We start from the raw sequence: 21,486 nt of genomic DNA, 5'->3' as shown, positions 1-21,486 counted from the left end.
TTCATCGAATGTTTCGAAGGTGAGCCGAATTCTCGGAGTGAAGAAGGCGGTGAGGTGAGCTGAGGCGTCTGCATAGGCAGATGAATGACAGGTCCGCGAACCGCCTGGGGAATGTAGGGCTGCCTGCTCCGCAAGGTCAAGACGCCTGTGAGCTGGGAGTACGCAGAAGTTGCGAGGTGGAGGGGAGGAGGACGCCCGTCGGTATGTGCCGGTGTGAAATTCCCTGTGGCCGGAGAACGATTACCGATCGGCGACAGAAACACTTCCCGGACGCGACACCGGCGTGCGCTTCCCGGCAGTGCTTACTGCGGCCGCCTGTCGGGGGTTCGTCACACCTTCCCCGCCATGTCGGCGATACTGACGGCCGGAAATGTGTTCCGGGTACTGCCCGCATCGACGGCGCGATACCGCCGGGCGACGGAGCGAACGGCAGGCACGGCGGAGCGTCGACCGCGCTCTCCCGGGTACGCGGGGCGTGTGTGCGGGGAGCGAAGGCAGCGATGAGGGAACCAGACCCACCGGGCGGGGACGCGGCCGTGCGTCCCTGGAAGATCAGCCTGGCTCTGGACGGGGCCGGTACGGACATCGCCCAGGCCCGGCGACTGGCCGCCGATTTCCTGACCCGCGGACAGGCCGAGCAGGGCTTGGAAATCTCCCCGCGCGGTTTCGATCTGACCCAGCTCGTGGTCAGTGAGCTGGTGACCAACGTCTATAAATACGCACCCGGCCCGGCCCGGATGACCCTGCGGATCGACGGTGATGTGGTCGAGGTGACGGTGTGGGACTCGGACCCGGTACTGCCGGTCGCCAGGGTGGCCGACGCCGGCCGGGTGGGCCAGCACGGCCTGGAGATCGTGATGGCTGTCGCCCAGGGCTTCGAAGCGCGACAGGAACGATTCGGCAAGAGTGTCACCGCCCGTATCGCCCTCAGGGAGAACCCCGCCGACACGCCCCACGGCGACCGTCACTGACAGCAGCCGATCCGAAAGGGCGCCCACCCCGCCCCCTGGTTGCCGGTTTCGGCCGTTCGCCGGGGCATGCTGGTCCTCGTGGCCGGAGGTTCGCGCAGCGCGCAAGCCACGACGACCGAGCGAGGACGCGCAGCCCGCGTCCCGGACAGGTGAGGAGCATCAGGTGGCGGACCACGAAGCTGCGGACCGGCCGCCTGGCCCGGCGGCCGGTGTACTGGCGGACCGTCTGAAGGAACGCATCTACGCGACCATCACCATGATCGCCGTGGTGGTCGGTCTGTCGCTCGGTCATGGGGGCGCCCTCGGCGCGGTCGCCACGGTCCTGACGACCGCACTGGGGCTGTGGCTCGCGGCGTTCGTCGCCGACCAGCAGGCACACCGCACGGTCCACCGCCACCTCGCCTCCGGCCGCGAGCTGCGGCGCATGCTCTACGTCAGCAGCCCCCTGCTGTCCTGCGCCGTGGGTCCGGCCGTGCTGATCGGCCTGGCGGCGCTGGACGTCCTGTCCCTGGACACCGCGCTGTTGACCGCGGCGGGGGTCGGCGTCGTCTCCCTCTTCCTGTGGGGCTGTGTCGGCGGACTGCGCATGGGAGGCGGTGTCCTGACCGCGGTGGCGGCGGGCCTCGTGGACGCGGCCATCGGTGTGGCGGTCGCCTTGGTGAAGGCGGCCGCCGGGCACTGAGGAGGCTCCGTACCGCGACCGGTCGACTCTCAGTCCGGGTCGTCGTACAAGGAGGCCATCGCGGCGGCCCGGTCGCGCAACGCCCTGCGCAACGACGGCGGGGTCAGCGCCTCCGCGTCCGAGCCGAGCTGCCACAGCGCCCACTCGGCGTGCCGCAGGTCCTGGAACGTCACGTCCAGTCGTAGCCTGCCGTCCGTCTCGGGTGCCGCGGCGCGGACGGCCACCGCGGTGTCGAACACGTCCTCGCGCCGCTTGGGGTGGACGCGCATCACCACGGCGATATGGCCGCCGGACAGAAAACGCGCACAGCGTTCGCGCCAGGCCCGGTCGAGGTCGATCCGGTCGGGTCGCTGTGCCGGTTCGGGCAGTTCCTCGGCGGCCGACACCCGTGACAGCCGGTACGTGCGGTCCTCGCCGGATCTCATGGCCAGGAGGTAGCCCCGGTCGCGAACGGTCACCAGGCCGACCGGGTCCACCGTGCGCCAGCGCGGCGTCTGGTCCGTGGCCGCGTAGTGGATGCGCAGCTTGCGGCCCGCGAGCACCGCGCGCCGGATCTCGACCATGACCGGGCCGGGCGGCTCTTCGGTGCCCCGCCGGCGTGACAGCAGGTCGGTCTCCGGTTCGACGAGGAGGCGCTGGGCCGCGTCGCTCGTGGTGGCGCGATGCCCTTCGGGCAGCGCGTCCACGACCTTGCGCATGGCCGACGCGAGCGCCGAGCCGAGGCCGAACGCCTGGTCCCCGCGCCCCGATCCGGCCGTCAGCAGCGCCAGCGCCTCATCGTGGTTCAGCCCGGTGAGCGCGGTCCGGAAGCCGGGCAGCAGCGCGAAGCCGCCGTGCCGGCCGCGTTCGGCGTAGACCGGGACGCCTGCAGCCGACAGCGCCTCGATGTCGCGCAACACGGTGCGCGTGGACACTTCGAGCTCACGGGCCAGCGTCTCCGCCGTCAGCCGACCGCGCTGACGTAACAGCAGCACCAGCGAGACCAGTCGATCGGCACGCATGCGGAGACCGTATCGAATACATGACGGAGGGTGTCGTGCTTTGTCGGCAGGCTCATGGACACAGACGTCGACGACGGCGGTTGTTCGAGATGCGAGGAGCGGACGTGGCAGTGGAACGCACGGCAGTCAACCCGGTGACGTGGTCGGTGGGGATGGGATTCAACCAGGGAGAGATCGTCTCCGGGCACACCCGGACCCTGTACTGCTCCGGACAGACCGCGATGAACGGCGACGGCAAGCCCGAGCACGAGGGGGACATGGCCGGGCAGTTGGCGCTGAGCCTGGACAACCTGGAGGCGGTGCTCCACGAGGCCGGCATGTCCCTCGCGAACCTCGTCCGGCTCAACGTCTACACCACCGACGTGGATCTGCTGTTCCCGCACTACGGCGTGCTGGCCGCACGACTGGCCTCCGCCGGGGTGGCGCCGACCACCACCATGCTCGGGGTGACACGGCTGGCGATCCCGGGCCAGATGGTCGAACTCGAGGGAACGGCCGTCGCGTAGGGCGCCGGTCGCACAAGAAGAGCAACGTGACAGCACCGGCGGGGGCGTGACACGCCCCCGCCGGTCGGCGGATCCGCTGGTCCACCGGCTTGGTCATGCGGACGCTCAGCCGAGCACGCCGTTGTTCCCCCTGCCCTCCGCCTTCGTGGCCGCGTTGTTGTTCGAGGCGTCGGAGAGGGTGCTGTTGACGAGCGAGCCCAAGGCGCTGACGGAATCCAGTACAGCGGCATTGTTGAGTGTGCCGTCGAGGACTCCCGCCTGTGCGGGTGCCACGGAGGCCAGGGCCGCACCGGCGGTGAGCGCGGTGACGGCGATGATGCGCGAGGGTGACTTCTTCATGCCGTGATCAACTCTCGTGACGCGCGCGGGACACGGGCGGGAGTTGTGCTCACCCTGTCCGTGCGGTTCAGCCGCCCGTGCTCACGGACGCAGCCGAAGGGCCAGCCCCTCGAAGTAGCTGCGGTGCACGGCCGTCAGGCCCACCTGGTCGGGATCCAGCAGCCACAGCAGGTGCGCCCCCTCGATGAACGCGGCCGTCTCCGCGGCGAGGATCTCCGGAACCAGCCCGCCCATGGCGAAGCGACAGCGGCCGCCATCCCCGGCGCCCGTCTGCTGCTGACCGAGGGCTTGGGCCACACCCTGCCCAACGCCCTGAACGACCGACTGGCCGCCGAAATCCTGCACCACACGGCCTGCGCCTGAGTTCCTACCGACTCACCCGCGATCAGTCCGCTGGTGCAGCCGATGTCAGCACGCCGGTGACGGCCGGGCGCCCGCACCTGCGGTTCACGCAGGGCGAGCTACCCCGTCCGGCGTCAGCTGTCGGTGACGTCGGACTGTGCCGGTGCCTCGGGAGCAGCGCCGGGTGCGGACGCCTGCGCGCTGTAGAAGACCGACCTGCCCTGCTTGGTGCGCTCGGCCTGGCTCTTGGCCACGAGGCCTTCGAGCGTGACGCGCACGACCTTGGCGGCGATGTCGCGCTCGGGATGTGCCTTGCTGAGCGCCGTGGAGATCTCCGCGGCGGACCGCGGTTCCTTCTGGTCGGCCAGGTGGCTGCGGATGAGCTCGACCAGCGTGGGCCGGCCGGCCTTGGCGGCGCTCGTCCCCTTGCTCTCGGACTTCTTGGCGGCGCTCTTGCGCGGTGCGGGAGCGGCCTTGCGGGACTTCGGCTTCTCGGCGGGAGCGGCAGCGGCCTTCTTCCGCCGGGGAGAGGGCACCTCGGCCTTCCGGGACGCGGCGGCACGCTCGGTCGGGGCCTTGGTGATGCCGAGTGCCTTCTGCACGCTCACCAGCACGGTGTGATCACGCTGCAGAGCGGCGAGCTGCTCCTGAAGCGATGCGATCTCCGCACCGATGCGTTCCTGCTCCTTGACGTTCGCCTCAAGGTCGCCGGTCACCTGGGCGATGTACTGCGAGGCCAGTTCGGTGGCGGGAGTTGTGGTCTCGGGCATGGTGTTGAACCTTTCCTGGGCGTGTGTCGCGCCGCGATGGAGCCTGCGCTCGGACAGGATCCCCTCGGGCCGGTTGCGACGCCGTATGTGCCGCACGATGCCGTGGTGTGTAGATGGTACGGACTGTAAGAGCCGATTGGTCCCATGAAGTTGTGCTCCTTTTCCCGGCGTCGGGTTCATGTCCACGGTCCGTGTCACCAACGGGCCGCCCCCGCGCCCGAGTTGCATTCCGCGGCCCAGGTGCCAGGTGCCTGAAGATTTCACCGGGCCCCCTGAGTGTGAAGCCATGTACGCGGGCGCTGACGGTTGTCAGTCGGCCGAGGTGTGCCGCGCGACCTGAAGCACCTGCTTGCCCGTGGTCATGCCCGACTCGATGCGGCGATGCGCCTCGACGGCCTCCCGCAGCGGCAGGGTCTCGACCCGCACCCGCAGATCCCCCGAAGCCGCGGCCGCGACCGCGCGCCGCAGTGCCCGGCCCGTTTCCCCGGGGAAGGCGGCGGCGAAGGCCGCCAGATTGAAGCCGGAGACGGTCTTGTTGTCGAACCACAGTTCATTGGCCGGGATGCCGACATCGTCGGCGCCCGAGGCGTTGCCCATCACCACCAGGCGTCCCATCGGGGCCAGCCGGTCCAGGCCGGCGCGGCGGGCCGGACCGCCGACCATGTCGACCACGATGTCGAACGCACCGGCGTCGGCGGTGTGTTCCCGCAGGATCACCTCGTCGTAGCCGAACCCCTCGGCCGTGGCGATCTTGGCTTCGCTGCCGACCGTGCCGACCACACGCCCCGCGCCCAGCAGACGGGCGACCTGACCGAGCTGGCTTCCCACGCCACCGGCGGCCGCGTGCACGAGGACGCTCTCGCCGGGTTCGATCCGAGCCACCCGGTCGAGCACGAGGAACGCGGTGGTGCTGTTGGACGGCAGCGCCGCGCCGACGGCCGTCTCGACACCGAGGCCGTCCAGCGGCGCGACCAGGTCCGCCGACGTGATCACCACCTCGGCGTAACCACCGCTGTCGACGATCGTGAGCGCGGCGACCGGCTGCCCCACGGTCAGGTCCCGGACCCCCTCGCCGACAGCTCGGATCCGGCCCGCCACCTCGATGCCGGGCACGAACGGAAGCGGCACGTCGACCACGCCGCGGCGGTAGAGGACCTCGGCGAAGTTGACGCCCGCGTACGTCACGTCGACGGCCACCTGGCCCGGCCCTGGCGCGGGGACCGGGAGGGCGGCGAGGCGGAGCACCTCGGCGTCGCCGAACTCGGGAATGGTCACGGCCTGCATCTGCGTGCTGCTGCTCTTGTTCATGTCACCGATCCTCCCGGCGCCGCCGCGCACCGGGCAGTGCCCACTCATCCTGGGTGTGGCACCACCAGGCTGTGCTGCCGCATCAGCCCCTCCATCCGCTCCTGGGTTCCAGAGCCGGGACGCGGATTGTGCAGGATCAGATGGTGTCCCGGCAGCTCGGGAAGCGGCAGGAGCATGGCGTCGAACACCATCGTGCCGGCCTCGGGGTGATCGACGGCCTTGACCGCGCTGGTGTGCTCGGCCGCGTCATGGCGTGCCCACAGTTCGGCGAACTCGGGACTGGCTGCGACGAGTTCGGAGGCGATACGGCCGAACTCCGGATCGTCCGGGTAGCGCGCCGCGTCGGCCCGGAAGGCGGCGGCCACGTGAGGCGCGGTCTCGGCCCAATGCCGATGCAGCACCCGGTAGCGGGTGTTGGTGAAGAAGGAGACCAGGCAGTTGTGGTCGCTCTCGCCGTAGCCGAACACCAACCGAGCCGCGTCGTTGACGGCGGCGAAGTTCCAGTGCCGGTCACGGACATAGCCGGGCCTCGGCGACCAGGCGTCCAGCAACCGTCGTACCTCCGGGGAGGCGGTGCCCCCGGGGGAGGAGGACGGCTGCGGCGGATTGAGCCCGGCCAGACGGTACAAGTGCGCACGCTCCGCGGAGTCCAGCAGCAGCACCCGGGCCACCGCGTCGAGCACCTGACCGGACACCTTGATGTCGCGCCCCTGCTCCAGCCACGTGTACCAGGACACGCCGACGCCGGCCAGCACCGCCACCTCTTCACGGCGCAGCCCCGGCGTGCGCCGCCGACCGCCGTCCGGCATGCCCACATCGGCCGGCGAGACCCGGGCACGACGGCTGCGCAGGAACGCCCGCAGCTCGGTGCGGCGTTCGTCGTGGGACAAGGGCGAAGGAGTGCCGGCCATGGACCCACCTTAAGCAGTGCCCTCGCGGCCCCGGGGGCGGATCCGCGTCATGGGTAATGGGGTGGCGACGTGACCATGCCGTACGCGAACGTGGCCTCCACGGCCGCACGCGACAGAGTGCGCGGAGCGAACGGAGGGTGGACATGGGCGACCCCAGGAGAAGAGCCGAACTGTTCGGCGGCGCGGACAGTGCGCGCCGGTTCACCGGCCCGACGACGGGCGACGAACGGCGGATGCTCACCGATGTCCTGGGTGCCCAGCGCGCGACACTGCGGCTGAAGTGCACCGGCCTGAACGCGGAGTTGTCCCTGCGGTCCGTCGAACCGTCCACGCTGTCCCTGCTCGGCCTCGTCCGCCACCTCGCCGACGTGGAACGCCGTTGGTTCCGGCGCGTCCTGGCCGCACAGGACGCGCCGCCCCTGTTCTCCTCACCCCAGGACCCCGACGGAGACTTCGACGGCGCCACGGACGACCCGGGGGTGGTGGCCACGGCCTGGGAGGCGTGGCGAACGGAAGTGGCCTTCGCCGAACGGTTCGCCGACGAGGCCCCCGACCTGGACGTGGCGGGGGAGGACTCCTGGCGGGGAACCGTGTCGCTGCGCTGGGTCCTCATCCACATGATCGAGGAGTACGCCCGTCACAACGGCCACGCCGACCTGCTCCGCGAACGCATCGACGGCGCTGCCGGCGTCTGAGGCCCTCGGCCGGAGTCAGGACCGGCCCGGATGACCACGCTTGCCTGGCGACTCGGGTCCCGAGCGGCGTCCCGGGGAGGGCATCGTCCTGCCCGTCACCAGGGAACTGATCCATCACGGCTCCGAGATGTCCCTGCGTTGTCAGTGGCCCGGGATATGGTGCGTGGCGATAGGCCGGACGGAGATCGTGAGGGACTCGCGGCCATGGGGGGTGGGTCGTACAGGCCCCGGCAGCCAGCTCGGGACTGGAGATAGCTTGCCGAGTCCCCACCCCCCACCTCAGCACGGGTGAGAGCGTGGTCTAGGGCATGTGCCCCCGGACAGGCTGCCGTCGTGAGGGTCTAGCGGGCCCCACCCTGCTGCATCGGGGGTCACGACACGGTCAGGTAGATCTTGCGCACGGTTTCGATGGTCTTCCAGACACCGACGAAGCCCGGCTTCATGACAAAGCTGTCGCCTGCCTTGTAGACCACCGGCTCGCCACCTTCCGGCGTGATCTCGACGACCCCGGAAAGGATGTGGCAGAACTCGAAGAGCTCGCCCTTGATCGAGCGCGTCTCGCCGGGGGTGGCTTCCCAGATCCCCGTCTTGACCGTCTCGCCGCGGGCGGCGTCCAGAGCCCAGGTCTTGTACGTCGGGTCACCGGAAATCAGGCGTTCCGGCAGCGGGCCGGACTCGAGGGGTGCGAAGGAGGGGTCGGTATCGATGGTCTTCAGAAGCGACATGCTTTTCCTCTGCTGGTTCTTCAACGACGCGAACCCGCGAGCGTGTGTATCTGGGCCAGCACCGATTGACCTTGCCCTCGCGGTCCACCGAGGATCTCCGCTGCCCCGCACGGAGCCCACCCGTAATCTGTCCGGTAGGAGCACCATGTTCGGACGTTGTGTCAGGCGCGGGACCGGAAGGCGGCACCAAGCCCGTCACCCGACCCGTAACGGAACCCCAGGGCAGCGCCCTGGGGTTCCGTCTTTTGCCACCGTCTCTCGCGTGCCAGGCGAGCTCACGCATGCGGAGTCACGTACACGCTTCTGATCGCGCTACGTGCCGGACGGCAGGCCCGCACGGACGGCGCTGCTGCCGACGCCGCTCATGATGGCGTTGACGATGCCTTGCTGGGTGACCGCGAGGGAGCGCCGGTCGAACAGGCCGAACCCGTAGCGTCCGGTTGCGCCGTTGTCCCAGTAGACGGTGGCCGCCCCATACTTCTTGGCAGTGGCCACGACGGCCCGTGCGTAGTCCGCACGATACCTGTTGTTCGACGAGTCGAAAGAGGACTTGTCGATGGCACCGTACTCGCCGACAACGGCCGGGTATCCCTTCGTGACGAATACGTCGTGCATTTTCTTGAGCTGGGAATCAAGATAGTCTTCCTGACCCCAGGTCGACGTCTTTGACGGATTGGTCGCTCCTCGCCCCCATTGCGTGATGGTGCCGTTCTCCTCTCCGGCGAAGTCCCAGGGGCTGTAGTGGTGAACGGAGATCATGATGCGCCGCTCATTGGCCGGAATGGAGGGGGACCGGTACTGGTCGGACGGAATCGCGAAGCCGTAATTGTCGGCGGTATAGTCGATGTTCGTGTTCCAGCCGGGAACGAGCAGCCACCTGGAGCTGTTGTTCCCGCCGGTCTTCCGCACGGTGTCCACGAAGATCTGGTTGTAACTGTTGATGTTCGAGTAGCACGGTTGCGTCGGGCGGCCGTACTGCCCGTCGAATTCCTCGTTCATGGATTCCAGGATCAGCCGCTGATCATAGTTCCTGAACCTGTTCGCGACTTGTTGCCAGACCTTCTGATACTTGGCCTTGATGGCCGTCTGGGAGGAGGAGTCGCAGATCAGCCAGGAGCCGTTGATGGTCTTGTAACCGTCGCCGTGCATGTTGATCGTCACATACAGGCCCCGGTTATAGGCGTAGTTGACGACTTCCTGGATCCGGTTCAGCCACGAAGAGTTGATCGTGTAGTCCGGGCTGGGTCCTATGTTCCGCAGATACGAGACCGGGATTCTGATCGTTTTGAACCCTGCCGCCTTGACCTTGTCGATCAGAGCCTGCGTGACGATCGGCTGGCCCCATGCCGTCTCGCTGGGATACCCGTTGCTGTTGGCTTCCAGCTGATTCCCCAGGTTCCATCCCGCACCCATATCGGTGACGATCTGTGAAGCGCTGGACCGTGCCGCGGTATGGGCTGTTGCCTCATCCGTCGAGCCGTAGACGGACGCGGCGATCGCCAACACAACGGCAAGGAGGATGGCTTTGACCTTCCCCGCTCGTACAAGCATGGCTTCTTCCTCTTCCCGGTCGTGACGGTGCCGAGGCGCCGAGGAGGCCCACCACCCTGCGGCCCGCCCGTTCCTCAGCTCAGGACGGATTCTCAGGTGGTGGTACCGGAGGCGGCATCGGGGCGAAGGAGCTCGCGGGCCGCCGTGTCTCCGTACAGACAGTCGCCGTTGTAGCTGCCGCAGCTCCAGGCGTACTGGCGCACGCCCGCCGCTCCGGTCGCGCTCGGGGTTAGGAAACCGCGCCCTTGCATGGCCATGTAAGGACTCCTGGTGTGGGGGGTGTACTGCTCAGTCAGGTGTCGCAAGATGCATCGGCGATGCTGTGCAGGTGAGGCTGATCGAAGTGTGGCCCGCCCGTGGGGACTCGGTCGGCGCGGCGGGTGGGGAGACGTTCCTGCCTCGCCCGTTGGCGGGAACCGTGGGGTGTGCGGTGTGGTGTGACACGCGGGCAGGGCACGGCGAGTGGCCGACCCTCATGTGATCAGGGAAGCAGCCGTTCACGCCCACCCGTTGGGGAGGTGGGAATCCTGCGGAAGCGTCGCAGCGGCATCTCTCCCCTCCACGCATCGCATACCGGACCCTGGGAGCGCTCCCACAGGGTAGCGCAACAGGTAGAGTCCCGATCGGGCGTCGATCTGTCAATCGTTGGGGCGCAACCCGGCTTACAACACGAGGCGTTGACAGACCACAGTGGCAGGAGACGCGGCCCTCGGTGGGTGTTCCAGATACGGGCGAGGGTCAGCAGGACGTTGCGGGTGTCGGCATCCAGCTCGGCCAGGAGCTCGGGGTGCCGGCGACGGCGGCCCGGACGAGGTCGGCATGCGGCACCGGGGCCAGTACGCGGGCGGGCGGTGGGCCGGTCAGGGGCCGGTCACCCGCGAGAACCATCGTGATCATCAAGGCCAGATCGGGCATGAGACCGGGCTGCCGGCCCCGGGCTCCTGCGGGTCACAGCCAGGACGTCCAGGTCACTGGCCGGGGCGAGGCCCCCGGGCACAGCAGACCCGTGCAGGTACATGCCGACAAGCTCAGGCCCGACCGTGTCGCGCACCAGTTCGACAGTCCGCTCAAGCTGATCCATCACGCCAGTGTCATACACATGCCTTCGCGGCGACCGCACCGGCCCGGGACACGCGGCAGGTGCCCGCGGCCCGATCCGGCCCTGAGGCACGGGAGGCATGCGCGGTGGTCACCCTGTGCTGACCACCCCAACTGCCCCCCGTCCAGGCGACGTACCGTCAGAGCATGCCGCAGTCGGCGATGGTGATGGTGGCCGAGGTACGGCCCGACCGCGAGCCGTAGCTCTCGATCTTCCGTACGACCTCCATGCTGCTCTCGTCGGCGACCTCGCCGAAGACGACGTGTTTGCCGTCGAGCCACGACGTCACGATCGTGGTGATGAAGAACTGCGAGCCGTTCGTGTTCGGGCCGGCGTTGGCCATGGAGAGCTGGCCGGGCTTGGTGTGCTTGAGCGTGAAGTTCTCGTCGGCGAACTTCTCGCCGTAGATGCTCTTGCCGCCTGTGCCGTCACCGCGGGTGAAGTCGCCGCCCTGGAGCATGAAGTCCGGGATGACACGGTGGAAGGACGAGCCCTTGTAGCCGAAGCCCTTCTCGCCGGTCGCCAGGGCGCGGAAGTTCTCCACGGTCTTGGGGGCCACGTCGTCGAACAGGTCCATGCTGATCCGGCCGACGGGAACACCGTCGATGGTGATGTCGAAGAAAACCTTGATAGTCATGCCCCCATCTTGACATCTGGCGCACTACGGACCGGCCCGGACCCCCCGTGTGCTCGCGAACCAGTCGTGTGTGTCGATCATCTGCAACGTCACCGAGTCGATCACCGCCGGCACTCCGGCACGCCGGTGGCGGGACAACCTACCCGGACGCGGCGGCCACGCCACCGAGGCCTCGATCATGAGCGGTCCCGCAAGGGTGCAGTCGGGGATATGTTCCGGGGAGACCCCGATGTTCCGGTCACCCATCCGCTGACAGGGTGCGAGGCATGACCCCAACAGACATGTCACGAACGGCCTTTACGGGTGCTGCCCTGTCAGGGGCGGCCGCCCTGGCCGTCACCACGGTACTGCCGGCGCGTCGCGCAGCCGCGGCTCCCGCCTCACCCACGCCACTCCCGCCACTGGACACCGCCGCCCTGCGAGCGGCGATCGACGATCTGGAGCACCCGCCGTCGACCGCGGCCCTATTGCGGGTCGGCGGCTCGGCCGGCCACTGGCACGGCACCTCGGGTGTGGCCGACATCAGGGCACGGCGGCCGGTGACGGCCCATGACAAGGTGCGCATCGGCAGCATCACCAAGGTCTTCGTCGCCACGGTGGTGCTGCAACTGGTGGCCGAGGGCCGGATCGGGCTGGACACGCCGGTGCGACGCGTCCTGCCGCGGCTGCTCCCGGCCCGGTTCTCGTCCATCACCCTGGGACATCTGCTGAACCACACCAGCGGGTTGCCGGACCACGTCGGCATTCCCGAACCGGTGATCGCGGAAGACGTCTTACGCCATCGCTTCGACCACTGGACGCCGGCGGAATGGGTGGCGACGGCGACGCAAGGACCGCTGAAGTTCGCCCCGGGCACCCGGCAGGAGTACCGCGGCATCAACTACGTACTGGCCTCGCTGATCATCGACAAGGTGACCGGACGCCCGTACGGAGAGGCCGTGCGGAAGCGCATCACGCGTCCGCTGGGCCTGGAGGACACCGTCGTACCCGGCAACGACCCGCGCATCCACGGCCCGCATGTGCACGGATACCTGGCGATGGCCGACGGCCGCCTGCGTGACATCACCGTCTACGACCAGTCCTCGTCCCGGGGCGAGGGCGACATGATCTCGACCACTGGCGACCTCGACCGGATGCTGACCGCGCTGTTCTCCGGCGAGCTGCTCCCGCCGGAGCTGCTCCGGCTGATGTTCACTCTGCCACCGGACGACGTGCGCATGCTGGACGGCTCTCCGGCCCGCTACAGCACCGGGCTTCAGCAGGCCACCGTCAACGGCGTGACCCTGTGGGGCAAGACCGGCGAGACGTATGGCTACAAGAACGCCGCGTTCTCCACGCGTGACCTGCGGCGCCGCTTCGTCCTCTCCTACACTCCGACCACCGCCGGTCGAGGTGACGAGAGCCAGATGATCGCTCGGGTCGCCGGCCTGCTCACCCGCGCCTGAGCACCGAGGGAGGGCCCGGCGGCCTGGAATGCGGACAGCGGGGCCGGTGCGCGCGGCCGGGCAGTCGTCCAGGCTCTGCGTTTCAACCGACGGGGTGACGACGGCCCGGTGACGCAGCACGCGGACGCGGTGGTGGTCGACGACGGCCGGGCCGGACTCGCCGCCGACCACCACCTGCGCCGCCAAGGCCTCGACCTCGTGATCCTGGACGCCGACGCCGATGAGATGCGGTCATCCGGTGCACCGGCTTCCGCTCGGCCCTGTCACACCTCGCCCCGGCCGGCCGGGGCGGCACCGTGGGACACGAAGACCTCCGTGTGGTGGGCTTCTGGACGGCCACCACACCGGAGGTCTCCGCCTTGATCAAGTGCGACGGATGATCCGCGTCAGTAGCCGTAGATCATCTTGTACGCGACCTCGGGGAGGAACTGTCCGGCCGAAGAGCCGGCTCCGACGCCGCAGTTGCCGTCCGACTCGCCCGGGACCTTGATCCACAGCAGCATCTCGGCGCCACCGCCCAGTTGAGTGGGAGTGCCGATCCGGCGGCCCGACGGGTTGCACCACTGGCCGTTGGAGCCGTAGCCGTTGCGGCTGGTGTCCACGACGAACGGCTTGGTGTAGCCGTAGCGGGAGCTCAGTTCACGGTTGACGGCGTTGCCGTAGGCGGTGTTCTCGGCGGTGGGGATGTAGTTGGAGATGTTGAGTGAGAAGCCGTGGGCCTGTCGCAGGCCGGCTTCGTGCAGGCGCCGGGCCATCGTCGCCGCGTCGGCCCAGCGCGGGTTGCCGGCGTCCATGTAGACCCAGGTGTTCGGGGCTTGGCGGCTGAACTGGCTGACGGCGCCGCTGAGCATGCTCTCGCGTTCGTCGATCTGCGCCTGGGTCATGCAGCCGTAGTCCCCGAGGGAGTCCGGTTCGAGGATGACGACGGCCGGGCGGTTGGCGATACCGCCGGCGAACTGGGCGATCCAGTTGGAGTAGGCGGACGGTGAGGCGGCTCCGCCCGCGGAGTGCCCGCCGCAGTAGTCGCGGTTGTAGATGTTGTAGGCGACGAGGAGGGGCAGCTTGTCGACGCGGTCCGCCGCTCCCGTGAAGGCACCTGTGGCGGTGCCGATGGTGCCGCTCCAGGAGCCGAACCACCGGGCCATGGGGGTGTTGGCGATGGAGGCGTTGATCGCGGAGGCTCGGCCGTCGCCGGGGTTGGCGGCCACCCACCTCTTCGCGCTGGAGTCGGGGTCCACGTAGAACCCGTTGGTCATGGTCGTCGGGTCGGCGGCGTGTGCGGAGGGTGCGGCGGCAAGCGCCAGCGGCAGGGCGAGGAGGGCTGCGGCGAAGGCGCGGAGTCTGCGGCGCATGACGGAACCTCAACTTCCTGGACGGGGAGAGTCGCGCGCCCTGGTCTTGAGCGCCCGACCGATGTGGGGAGCGGTGGGACGGCTGGCTTGGGAGCGCTCCCACTGGAAGCGATCCCAACTGACGGAAATGCGTTGGGGTGTGCTCGGTATGGTGTGACCGCGTGGTTGAGCTGTCAAGGGATGCTGCGCGGGCTCATGGGAACTCGTTCCTCATGCCGAGAACGCAGTGTTCGGGACCTCGAACTGGTAGCGCTCCCAGCGTCGCGTCCGCAGCCCCCGGTGGGTGGCTCCGCCGGGCGCCCGAATGAGACGCTTTCCGTCCGCTCGTGAGAAAGGCTCGTGGTTCATGGCAGAAGGTGCCCCGCGTCGGCAGCCGACGCTCGATGAGGTGGCCCGACGCGCCGGGGTCTCGCGCTCCGTGGCCTCCCGTGCCCTCAACAACGCTCCGCATGTCAGCCGTGCCAAGCGTGAGGCGGTCGAACGGGCTGTCCGGCAACTCGGCTATGTGCCCAACCCGACGGCCCGCGCGCTGGCCACGCGGCAAACGGGAGCGGCAGCCCTCGTCGTCGCGGGGGAGGATCCGTCGATCTTCGCGGATCCGTTCTTCGCGCAGGTGATCGTGGGGGCCTCGCAAGCCCTGGAAGAGGCCGATCTGCATCTGATGCTGTGCCTGGCCGCTTCCGACCGGGGCCGCAAGCGGGTGGAGGAACTCCTCCGGTCCAGGAGCGCCGACGGCGTCATGCTGATGGCGCTGCGCGAGGGCGATCCGCTGGCCGGTGCGGCCGAGGAGACGGACATGCCTGTCGTGTTCGGAGGGCGCCCGGTCGGTCCGGCGCCCCGGTGGTACGTCGACGTCGACAACGTCGGCGGCGCGCGCGACGCGACCGAGTACCTGCTGTCAAGCGGCCGGACCCGCGTGGCGGCGATCTGCGGGCGGCTGGACAGCGAGGCCGGGCGAGCCCGGTACCGCGGCTACCGGGACGCCATGCTGGCGGCCGGCCTCGAACCGCTCCCGCCGCGGGAGGGGGACTTCACCGAGCCCAGCGGAGCCGCCGCCATGGCCGTCCTGCTGGCGAACCACCCGGATCTCGACGGCGTGTTCGCCGCCAACGACAACATGGCCGTGGGGGCGCTGCGCACCCTGCGCACGGCCGGCCGGGCGGTGCCCGCCGACGTCGCCGTGGTGGGCTTCGACGATCTGGCCGTGGCCCAGGTCGCCGACCCGCCCCTCACCACCGTCCATCAGCCCATCACCGCTCTCGGACGGGAGATGGCGCGCATGCTGGTCGCGCTGATCAACGGACAGGACCCCACCCCGCTGATCCTGCCCGCGCGCCTGATCACCCGTTCCAGCGCCTGACCGGTCTGAGGTTCGTCACCCGGTCCCTGGCCTCCGGCGCCTGATGGGGCTGGGGCTCGTCACCCGGCCCCGGCCCCGGGCTCGGCGGTGAGGTGCTGCGCGCACCAGATCGTCTTGCCGTTGGTGGTCTGCCGGGTGCCCCACCCCTGGGTGAGCTGGGCGACGAGCAGCAGGCCCCGGCCGCCCTCGTCGAAGGCCCGGGCCCGGCGCAGGTGTGGCGCGGTGTCGCTGGCGTCGGACACCTCACATATCAGGGAGGTGTGGCGGATCAGCCGTAGCCTGATGGGCGGTTCGCCGTATCTGATGGCGTTGGTCACGAGCTCGCTGACGACCAGTTCGGTGACGAACGCCGCCTCGTCCAGGCCCCAAGCGTCCAGCTGGTCCAGGACGAACTTCCGGATGCGCGGCACCTGCGCGGGGTCGGGCTCGACGTCCCAGTCGGCGACGTGCCGGGGATCCAGTGCGTGGGTGCGGGCGAGCAGCAGGGCGGCGTCGTCGGTGCGCCGTTCGGGCAGCATGGCATCCATGACGGTGTCGCCAAGGCCCTCCAGTGAGGTGGCGGGCTGGTTCAGGACCCGCAGGAGTTCGTCCGTGTTCTCGTCGGCGTCGCGTTCGCGGTTCTCCATCAGCCCGTCGGTGTAGAGAGCGATCAGAGTGCCCTCGGGCACGTCGAGCTCGGTCGCCTCGAACGGCAGCCCGCCGATGCCGAGGGGCGGTCCGGGCTGCACGGACACCGGGGTCGGAGTTCCGTCCGGGGAGATGATCAGCGGCAGCGGATGGCCGGCGCTCGCGAGCGAGCAGCGGCGGGCGACCGGGTCGTACACGGCGTACAGGCAGGTGGCGCCGAACTCGCCGGTGGGCTGGAAGTGGCCGGCCGGCTGGGCATCGCTGGAGAGGTGGATGACCAGGTCGTCCAGATGCGTCAGCAGCTCGTCCGGTGGCAGGTCCACGTCGGCGAGGGTGCGGACCGCTGTGCGCAGCCGGCCCATACCGGCCGAGGCGTGCAGACCGTGGCCGACCACGTCGCCCACGACCAGGGCGACCCGGGCACCGGACAGCGGAATGACATCGAACCAGTCACCGCCGACCTCCGCTCCGGCTCCGGCGGGCAGGTAGCGGGAGGCCACCTCGATCGCCTCCTGGCTCGGCAGCCGCTGGGGCAGCAGGCTGCGTTGCAGGGTCAGCGCGGTGGCGCGTTCCCGCGAATAGCGGCGGGCGTTGTCGATCGCGACGGCTGCCTTGGCGGTCAGTTCCTCGGCGAGGATCAGGTCATCGGCGGTGAAGCTCTCGGGCCGGTCACTGCGGGCGAACGCGACGACACCGAGCAGCGCGCCCCGTGCCCGGAGGGGCACGGTGATCCGGCAGGTCAGCCCGTCCGCGGCGATGGACTCGTCGATCAGCGGGTTGCCCGGCGGCCAGTGGGCCGGGTCGGCGGCGAGCCCGGGCCCGAAGGCCCATTCGCCGCCCTGGCCGGCCTCAGCGGTGAGCTGGACGGTGGACCTGCCGGAGGCCATGCAGCGGGCAGCGACGGAATCGGCGGCGTGTTCCACCGGCTCGGTGGGCCCCGCACCCTGATCGGTCCCCTCCCGCGCGCTGTACAGGGCGGCACGAAGGAGAGTCACGGCCTCTCCGGGAGCGACGCTCGGCGGAGCAGGCGGCTCCTCTCCTTGCAGCACCTCGTGAAAGAGATCGACGGTGACGGTGTCGGCGAAGCCCGGTACCGGCGCCCTGGCCAGCTCCTGGGCGGTGCCGATCACATCAAGTGTCCGGCCGATGCCCTTGCCGGCCTCATTGAGGATGAGCAGGCGCTGCCGAGCCCAGTACTCGGCGCTCATGTCGAATCCCCAGTTGGCGACCGCGCGGACCCGGCCCTCGGCATCCCGCACGGGCCACATGCTGGTGGCCCAGGCGTTCGCGTAGTCGCTGCCGAGCGGGCGGAAGACGGTGATGAGACGCGCGGGCACGCCGGTCCTCGCCACCTCGGAGAGCTGATTCGTGTACGCCATGTCGTCCAGTTCGGGGAAGAGCTCCCGGTACTTCTCCCCGAGCACCTGCTCCTCGGAGTGCGCCATCACCGCGCACGCGGCGGCATTGACCCATAGGAACCGCAGCTCAGGGTCGTAGACGCCCAGCGCGAAGGGACACTGTTCGAAGGCCCGGTCGGCGATGACCGGGCGGCGTTCCCAGCGCTGGACGGTCACCATGTGGCCCAGAGCCCGGCCCTCGGTGCCACGCAGGCAGTGAGCCGTCACCACCGCGTCCACCGTCGAGCCGTCCCGGTGGCGGAGGGAGGCGAGCCCTGTGAAGCCCGGCCCCGTGCCGTCGCCGTCGGGGAAGCCGGGCGGGGGAGTGACGAACAGATCGGTCACGGGACGCCCGACGGTCTCCTGCGCCGACCAGCCCAGCAGCAACCGCCCGGCCTCGCTCCAGCCGCTCATCCTGCCGTCCATGCCCACCGTCACGGCGGCCGTGGGGGCATCCTGCTTGTCACCCGTTGTCACGCGATAGGCCTCCGTCCGGACAGCCGCTCCCGCCGGGGACCGGTTTCCAGCCGCTGCTCCCAGGCTAAATCCGCACCCTCGCTTGCGCCGCCCCGCCCGGTGCGTCGGGCTGCGCCGCCGAGGGACTGCTGCCCAGCCGGTGCGTCCAGGCGGTGAGCGCCGTCCGGACGGCAGCGCCCAGGGACGGTCCTCGACCAGGGCTCGGCGGCTGCCGACAGCGACGACCGCCGACCCGGTGTCGTCGGAGGGCACCGGCGACCGGAGGAAGATGCTGCTGGGCCGTGCTCTTCCAGTGCTCCCGCAGCCATTGCCTGGTGTGCCGACCACGGCTCACATCGCGGCGCGGTGCCGACGACGCCCGCCCTGGCGAGGCAGCGGGGAAAGGACGATCAGGGGCGGGTACTCCGGCCAGGGAGGCGGATGTGGCGATTGGGTGTGTCGTGGGTGGGACAAGCGGGCCGGTCCGGGGTAGAACGGCTGCGGCTCGTGCGGTTGCAGGGGCTGGTGCATGCCCGTTTCGAGGGCTGTCCCCGGTATGGAATGAAGGATTGACGGTATGGCCAGCGGCACTGTGAAGTGGTTCAACTCCGAGAAGGGCTTCGGGTTCATCGAGCAGGACGGCGGGGGCCCGGACGTCTTCGCGCACTACTCCGAGATTCAGGGCAATGGATACCGCGAACTGACCGAGGGCGAGCATGTGACGTTCGACATCGGCCAGGGGCAGAAGGGGCCGCAGGCTCAGAACATCGTCCGCGGCTGAGGGGCATCCGAGTTCCGAAGTGAGGCGGCCGTCCGGTCCGGACGGCCGCCTCACTGCCGACCTCGTTGGGAGCCGAAACCGGCCCCGGCCCGGGACACGCTGTGCCGCGGAGCCATGATTTGATCTTGGTGTCGGGTCACGAGGACGGACACGGAACAGGACACGAGGAAGATGCGAAGGACATTGCGGCTGGCGGCGGCGCTGGTTGCCGCGGCGCTTCTGACGGGGTGCGGAAGCGGCGACAGCACTGCGGACAAGGCCAAGCCCGATGATGGCGGTAAGGCAGCGGCGTCGGCGAAGGAGTCGCCGACGGCTGGGGGAGGCGCGAAGCACACGGTCACGTTGCAGGTCAGCGGCTCAGGCACGACCACGATCGGCTACAACATCTCCAGCAACGACTTCTCGAAGCAGAAGCTGCCCTGGAAGAAGACCGAGACCGTCGAACTGACCGCGGCTGAACAGAAGGTGGGCTACTTGGTCACTGTCGTCCCCGGCCCCGTCCAGGACGGCTCGGGCATGCTGCGACCGGCAGCCTGTGTGATCAAGGTCGACGGCAAGCAGGTTGCCGACAACAAGGGCGGCAAGGATCCCAAGGGCTGCAAGTACCTGATCAAGTAGGGGTCGTTGACCTGCTCGGAGAATACGCGCCGCATCGAGCGCGTCCCCGAGTAGGTCATGGTCAGGCGGGCCATGGTCAGGAACACGGCAACGGGTACTACGCCCCGAGTTTCGCCACCATCGTGTTCAGTGTGGCGGCCAGGGCGTCGAGTTCTTCTTTCGTGCGGGAGCCCGGGGTCGCCCGGCCGGTGATTTCCTCGCTGCCGACGACCTCAAGAGCGCCGGCGTAGCGGTCGGACCCGAGGTCGGCGGTGGGCACCACCTGGGCCCGGCCCTCCAGCAGAACAAGGATCGATCCTTGGTCAGGGGCTTCGAGCAACTCACGCACATGCTCGCGCGTGACCGGCCCGGGCCCTCCGCCGCCCGGTGCGACCGTCTCGTCGGGGACAAGGCGCTTGCTCTGTGCCGTTCCGCCCTGTGACGTGTGGCCCGGCCCCTGCTCCTTCATCGCTGTATCTCCCCACATCGCTTCCGGAAAAGCCCGGGCGTGAAGCGCCCCGGGTACCCGGACGGCAGCCGACCCATCCGTCGTCGGGTCGTCGGGTCGTCGGGTCGTGGGGGTAGGGCAGATCGTCCTTCCACCCCAGCTCATACTCTGCGTCGCTGCACCAGTGCGTCGCAGTCCCGAGGTCTGGATCCAGCCACCGCCCGAAGCATGGAGGGGTAGCCTCGTCAGTACGCGAAGGTCGGTTCCCGGGAGCCCATCAGCGCGAGGCTCCCTCAGTTCGGCACACGAGCTGAGGGAGCTGCCGGGAGGGGCTCCAAGGTCGGAAATGCGGCCATCGACGGGCATCAGGTGCCCAGGTCAGGTCGGCAAGTCAAGCCCGCCGCCGGAGCGTGATCGTCAGGAGGGCGAGGCCGTGGGCTCGTCCGGGACCTCGGAGAGCCCGTCGGAGGGCGGCGCGGTGGGCTCGTCGCCGGCATCCGTGGGCCACTCGCTTGGCGACGTGCTACCGGGCCCTTCGCCTTCGGAGGGAGCGATGGTCGGCCCCTCGTAGCGGGTTGTCTGCCCTTGATCGTCGGTGGATGTGCTGACGCCGACGGCCAGCACGCCGAGGACAACTGCTGTCATTGCCGCCCCGATCAGCAGCATCGTCCTTCTCCGTGAAGGCAGCGAAGGGGCAAGAGAGGCAACGACAACGTCGTCCTGCCGCAGCTGCTCCCGACGGTCAGCCGTGTGTCCATCCGTCGCATCGGCGGCAAGAGGGATCGGTGCGACTACCGGCGTGGAACCAGTGGACCTCGGACCACTCACCTCAGCAGCCACGATGTCCGCGGGAGGCCCCAGCCGTTCCAGGACGGTGCGGACCGCTTCGGCGTGCCGGGCGTCTGCTTCTTCCAGGCCGGCATCTATGTGCTCGACGATCTCCTGCTTGAGCTCCTCGCGGCGATCAGCTGGAAGGAAGACAGATGCGTTGTCCAAGCGGTGCAGGTACTCGTCTATGAGCTGATTGCGCCTCGAGGTCACTCGTGGCTCTCCTCACTGGTCAGCAGGTTGTCAACGGCGGTTTTGAAGGTCCCCCACTCACCAGCGAACTCATCCAGCGCTCGTCGCCCCGTCGCGGTGAGCGTGTAGTAGCGGCGTGGAGGACCTGAGTCGGATTCCTTCCAGACCGTGTTGACCCACCCCTCTTTCCGAAGCCGTGAGAGCAGCGGATAGATGGTGCCTTCACTGGTCACGAGTCCGTGCGCGTCGCACAGTTCCCGTACCAGTTCAAAGGCGTACCTCTCGCCGTCACGCAGGAGCGCCAGGACGCAGAAATGCAGGATCCCCCGACGGAGTTGACTCACTCCAGAACGCGCTCCACCCGGAAGTACCATGCTTGACAAGGTACCTGCTGAAAGTAGGTACCCGCTAGCCTTCAGTCATGGGGCAGCGGCGCGATCAGGCGGCTGGCGGGGGCGGACTCGTG

23 protein-coding genes and 1 pseudogene are annotated in these 21,486 nt (G+C 69.2%); 8 read left to right on the top strand and 16 right to left on the bottom strand.

Annotation, left to right across the window (positions count from 1 at the left end; translation table 11 throughout):
• Positions 1-500: 500 nt before the first annotated feature.
• The gene (locus AC0665_RS30310; protein WP_478610297.1) at positions 501-971 is read left to right on the top strand and encodes an ATP-binding protein; all 471 of its coding nucleotides are present in this window, start codon (positions 501-503) and stop codon (positions 969-971) included.
• Between the two features lie 163 nt (positions 972-1,134).
• Complete coding sequence (locus tag AC0665_RS30305; protein ID WP_478610296.1) at positions 1,135-1,653, top strand: hypothetical protein; 519 nt, start codon at positions 1,135-1,137, stop codon at positions 1,651-1,653.
• A 29-nt stretch (positions 1,654-1,682) separates the two neighbouring features.
• Here the strand turns inward: AC0665_RS30305 and AC0665_RS30300 are convergent, their stop codons facing one another.
• The gene (locus tag AC0665_RS30300) at positions 1,683-2,654 is read right to left on the bottom strand and encodes a helix-turn-helix transcriptional regulator (RefSeq protein WP_478706209.1); all 972 of its coding nucleotides are present in this window, start codon (positions 2,652-2,654) and stop codon (positions 1,683-1,685) included.
• Between the two features lie 110 nt (positions 2,655-2,764).
• On the opposite strand from AC0665_RS30300, the gene AC0665_RS30295 reads away from it, so the two are divergent.
• The gene (locus AC0665_RS30295) at positions 2,765-3,160 is read left to right on the top strand and encodes a RidA family protein (protein ID WP_468414160.1); all 396 of its coding nucleotides are present in this window, start codon (positions 2,765-2,767) and stop codon (positions 3,158-3,160) included.
• 105 nt (positions 3,161-3,265) lie between these two features.
• Here AC0665_RS30295 and AC0665_RS30290 read toward each other — a convergent pair whose 3' ends face one another.
• From AC0665_RS30290 to AC0665_RS30270, 5 genes are all read right to left on the bottom strand, one after another.
• On the bottom strand, positions 3,266-3,499 hold the full coding sequence (locus tag AC0665_RS30290) for a hypothetical protein (protein ID WP_468639296.1): 234 nt from the start codon (positions 3,497-3,499) through the stop codon (positions 3,266-3,268).
• 81 nt (positions 3,500-3,580) lie between these two features.
• Positions 3,581-3,847, bottom strand: a complete 267-nt coding sequence (locus AC0665_RS30285; RefSeq protein ID WP_478706208.1) for a hypothetical protein — start codon at positions 3,845-3,847, stop codon at positions 3,581-3,583.
• A 128-nt stretch (positions 3,848-3,975) separates the two neighbouring features.
• Positions 3,976-4,611 (bottom strand): hypothetical protein, encoded by a 636-nt coding sequence (locus AC0665_RS30280; protein ID WP_468413986.1) that lies wholly within the window; start codon positions 4,609-4,611, stop codon positions 3,976-3,978.
• 309 nt (positions 4,612-4,920) lie between these two features.
• Positions 4,921-5,919: a quinone oxidoreductase family protein gene (locus AC0665_RS30275; protein WP_478610292.1), complete on the bottom strand. Its 999-nt coding sequence runs from the start codon at positions 5,917-5,919 to the stop codon at positions 4,921-4,923.
• A gap of 44 nt (positions 5,920-5,963) precedes the next feature.
• A complete protein-coding gene (locus AC0665_RS30270; RefSeq protein WP_468639293.1) occupies positions 5,964-6,830 on the bottom strand; it encodes a helix-turn-helix transcriptional regulator in 867 nt (288 codons plus the stop codon).
• A gap of 143 nt (positions 6,831-6,973) precedes the next feature.
• On the opposite strand from AC0665_RS30270, the gene AC0665_RS30265 reads away from it, so the two are divergent.
• Positions 6,974-7,525 (top strand): DinB family protein, encoded by a 552-nt coding sequence (locus AC0665_RS30265; RefSeq protein WP_468413992.1) that lies wholly within the window; start codon positions 6,974-6,976, stop codon positions 7,523-7,525.
• A 371-nt stretch (positions 7,526-7,896) separates the two neighbouring features.
• On the opposite strand, the gene AC0665_RS30260 is transcribed toward AC0665_RS30265, so the two are convergent.
• From AC0665_RS30260 to AC0665_RS30240, 5 genes and pseudogenes are all read right to left on the bottom strand, one after another.
• On the bottom strand, positions 7,897-8,250 hold the full coding sequence (locus tag AC0665_RS30260) for a cupin domain-containing protein (protein ID WP_468413994.1): 354 nt from the start codon (positions 8,248-8,250) through the stop codon (positions 7,897-7,899).
• Between the two features lie 312 nt (positions 8,251-8,562).
• A complete protein-coding gene (locus tag AC0665_RS30255) occupies positions 8,563-9,801 on the bottom strand; it encodes a glycoside hydrolase family 5 protein (RefSeq protein ID WP_478706207.1) in 1,239 nt (412 codons plus the stop codon).
• 92 nt (positions 9,802-9,893) lie between these two features.
• Complete coding sequence (locus tag AC0665_RS30250; RefSeq protein WP_478706206.1) at positions 9,894-10,058, bottom strand: hypothetical protein; 165 nt, start codon at positions 10,056-10,058, stop codon at positions 9,894-9,896.
• Positions 10,059-10,516: 458 nt separating this feature from the next.
• Positions 10,517-10,882 (bottom strand): annotated as a pseudogene (locus AC0665_RS30245) (aminoglycoside adenylyltransferase domain-containing protein); the annotation flags it as partial.
• A gap of 157 nt (positions 10,883-11,039) precedes the next feature.
• Entirely contained in the window at positions 11,040-11,537 is a 498-nt protein-coding gene (locus AC0665_RS30240; protein WP_478706205.1) for a peptidylprolyl isomerase, read from the bottom strand.
• A gap of 266 nt (positions 11,538-11,803) precedes the next feature.
• On the opposite strand from AC0665_RS30240, the gene AC0665_RS30235 reads away from it, so the two are divergent.
• A complete protein-coding gene (locus AC0665_RS30235) occupies positions 11,804-12,982 on the top strand; it encodes a serine hydrolase domain-containing protein (RefSeq protein ID WP_478706204.1) in 1,179 nt (392 codons plus the stop codon).
• Positions 12,983-13,368: 386 nt separating this feature from the next.
• Here the strand turns inward: AC0665_RS30235 and AC0665_RS30230 are convergent, their stop codons facing one another.
• A complete protein-coding gene (locus AC0665_RS30230) occupies positions 13,369-14,334 on the bottom strand; it encodes a glycoside hydrolase family 6 protein (protein ID WP_468639287.1) in 966 nt (321 codons plus the stop codon).
• A gap of 346 nt (positions 14,335-14,680) precedes the next feature.
• On the opposite strand from AC0665_RS30230, the gene AC0665_RS30225 reads away from it, so the two are divergent.
• Positions 14,681-15,694, top strand: coding sequence for a LacI family DNA-binding transcriptional regulator (locus AC0665_RS30225; RefSeq protein WP_478610289.1), 1,014 nt, complete (start codon positions 14,681-14,683; stop codon positions 15,692-15,694).
• A 59-nt stretch (positions 15,695-15,753) separates the two neighbouring features.
• On the opposite strand, the gene AC0665_RS30220 is transcribed toward AC0665_RS30225, so the two are convergent.
• Positions 15,754-18,144, bottom strand: a complete 2,391-nt coding sequence (locus tag AC0665_RS30220; RefSeq protein ID WP_478706277.1) for an ATP-binding SpoIIE family protein phosphatase — start codon at positions 18,142-18,144, stop codon at positions 15,754-15,756.
• Positions 18,145-18,751: 607 nt separating this feature from the next.
• Here AC0665_RS30220 and AC0665_RS30215 point away from each other — a divergent pair.
• Both AC0665_RS30215 and AC0665_RS30210 read left to right on the top strand, forming a co-directional pair.
• Positions 18,752-18,955, top strand: coding sequence for a cold-shock protein (locus AC0665_RS30215; RefSeq protein WP_104782251.1), 204 nt, complete (start codon positions 18,752-18,754; stop codon positions 18,953-18,955).
• A gap of 171 nt (positions 18,956-19,126) precedes the next feature.
• The gene (locus tag AC0665_RS30210; protein WP_478706203.1) at positions 19,127-19,573 is read left to right on the top strand and encodes a hypothetical protein; all 447 of its coding nucleotides are present in this window, start codon (positions 19,127-19,129) and stop codon (positions 19,571-19,573) included.
• 97 nt (positions 19,574-19,670) lie between these two features.
• Here AC0665_RS30210 and AC0665_RS30205 read toward each other — a convergent pair whose 3' ends face one another.
• The 3 genes from AC0665_RS30205 to AC0665_RS30195 all read right to left on the bottom strand — a co-directional run bounded on the left by AC0665_RS30205 (position 19,671) and on the right by AC0665_RS30195 (position 21,394).
• On the bottom strand, positions 19,671-20,021 hold the full coding sequence (locus AC0665_RS30205; RefSeq protein WP_478706202.1) for a hypothetical protein: 351 nt from the start codon (positions 20,019-20,021) through the stop codon (positions 19,671-19,673).
• A gap of 396 nt (positions 20,022-20,417) precedes the next feature.
• Complete coding sequence (locus tag AC0665_RS30200; protein ID WP_478706201.1) at positions 20,418-21,041, bottom strand: HAAS signaling domain-containing protein; 624 nt, start codon at positions 21,039-21,041, stop codon at positions 20,418-20,420.
• Positions 21,038-21,394 carry a PadR family transcriptional regulator gene (locus tag AC0665_RS30195; protein ID WP_478706200.1) on the bottom strand — a complete coding sequence of 119 codons (357 nt, stop codon included), beginning with the start codon at positions 21,392-21,394 and terminating at the stop codon, positions 21,038-21,040. Before AC0665_RS30195 ends, AC0665_RS30200 begins: the two co-directional genes overlap by 4 nt.
• Positions 21,395-21,486: the final 92 nt, after the last annotated feature.

The sequence above is a fragment of the Streptomyces sp. NPDC043685 genome (assembly GCF_056436585.1).
This window is presented reverse-complemented; position numbering and strand designations above follow the sequence as displayed.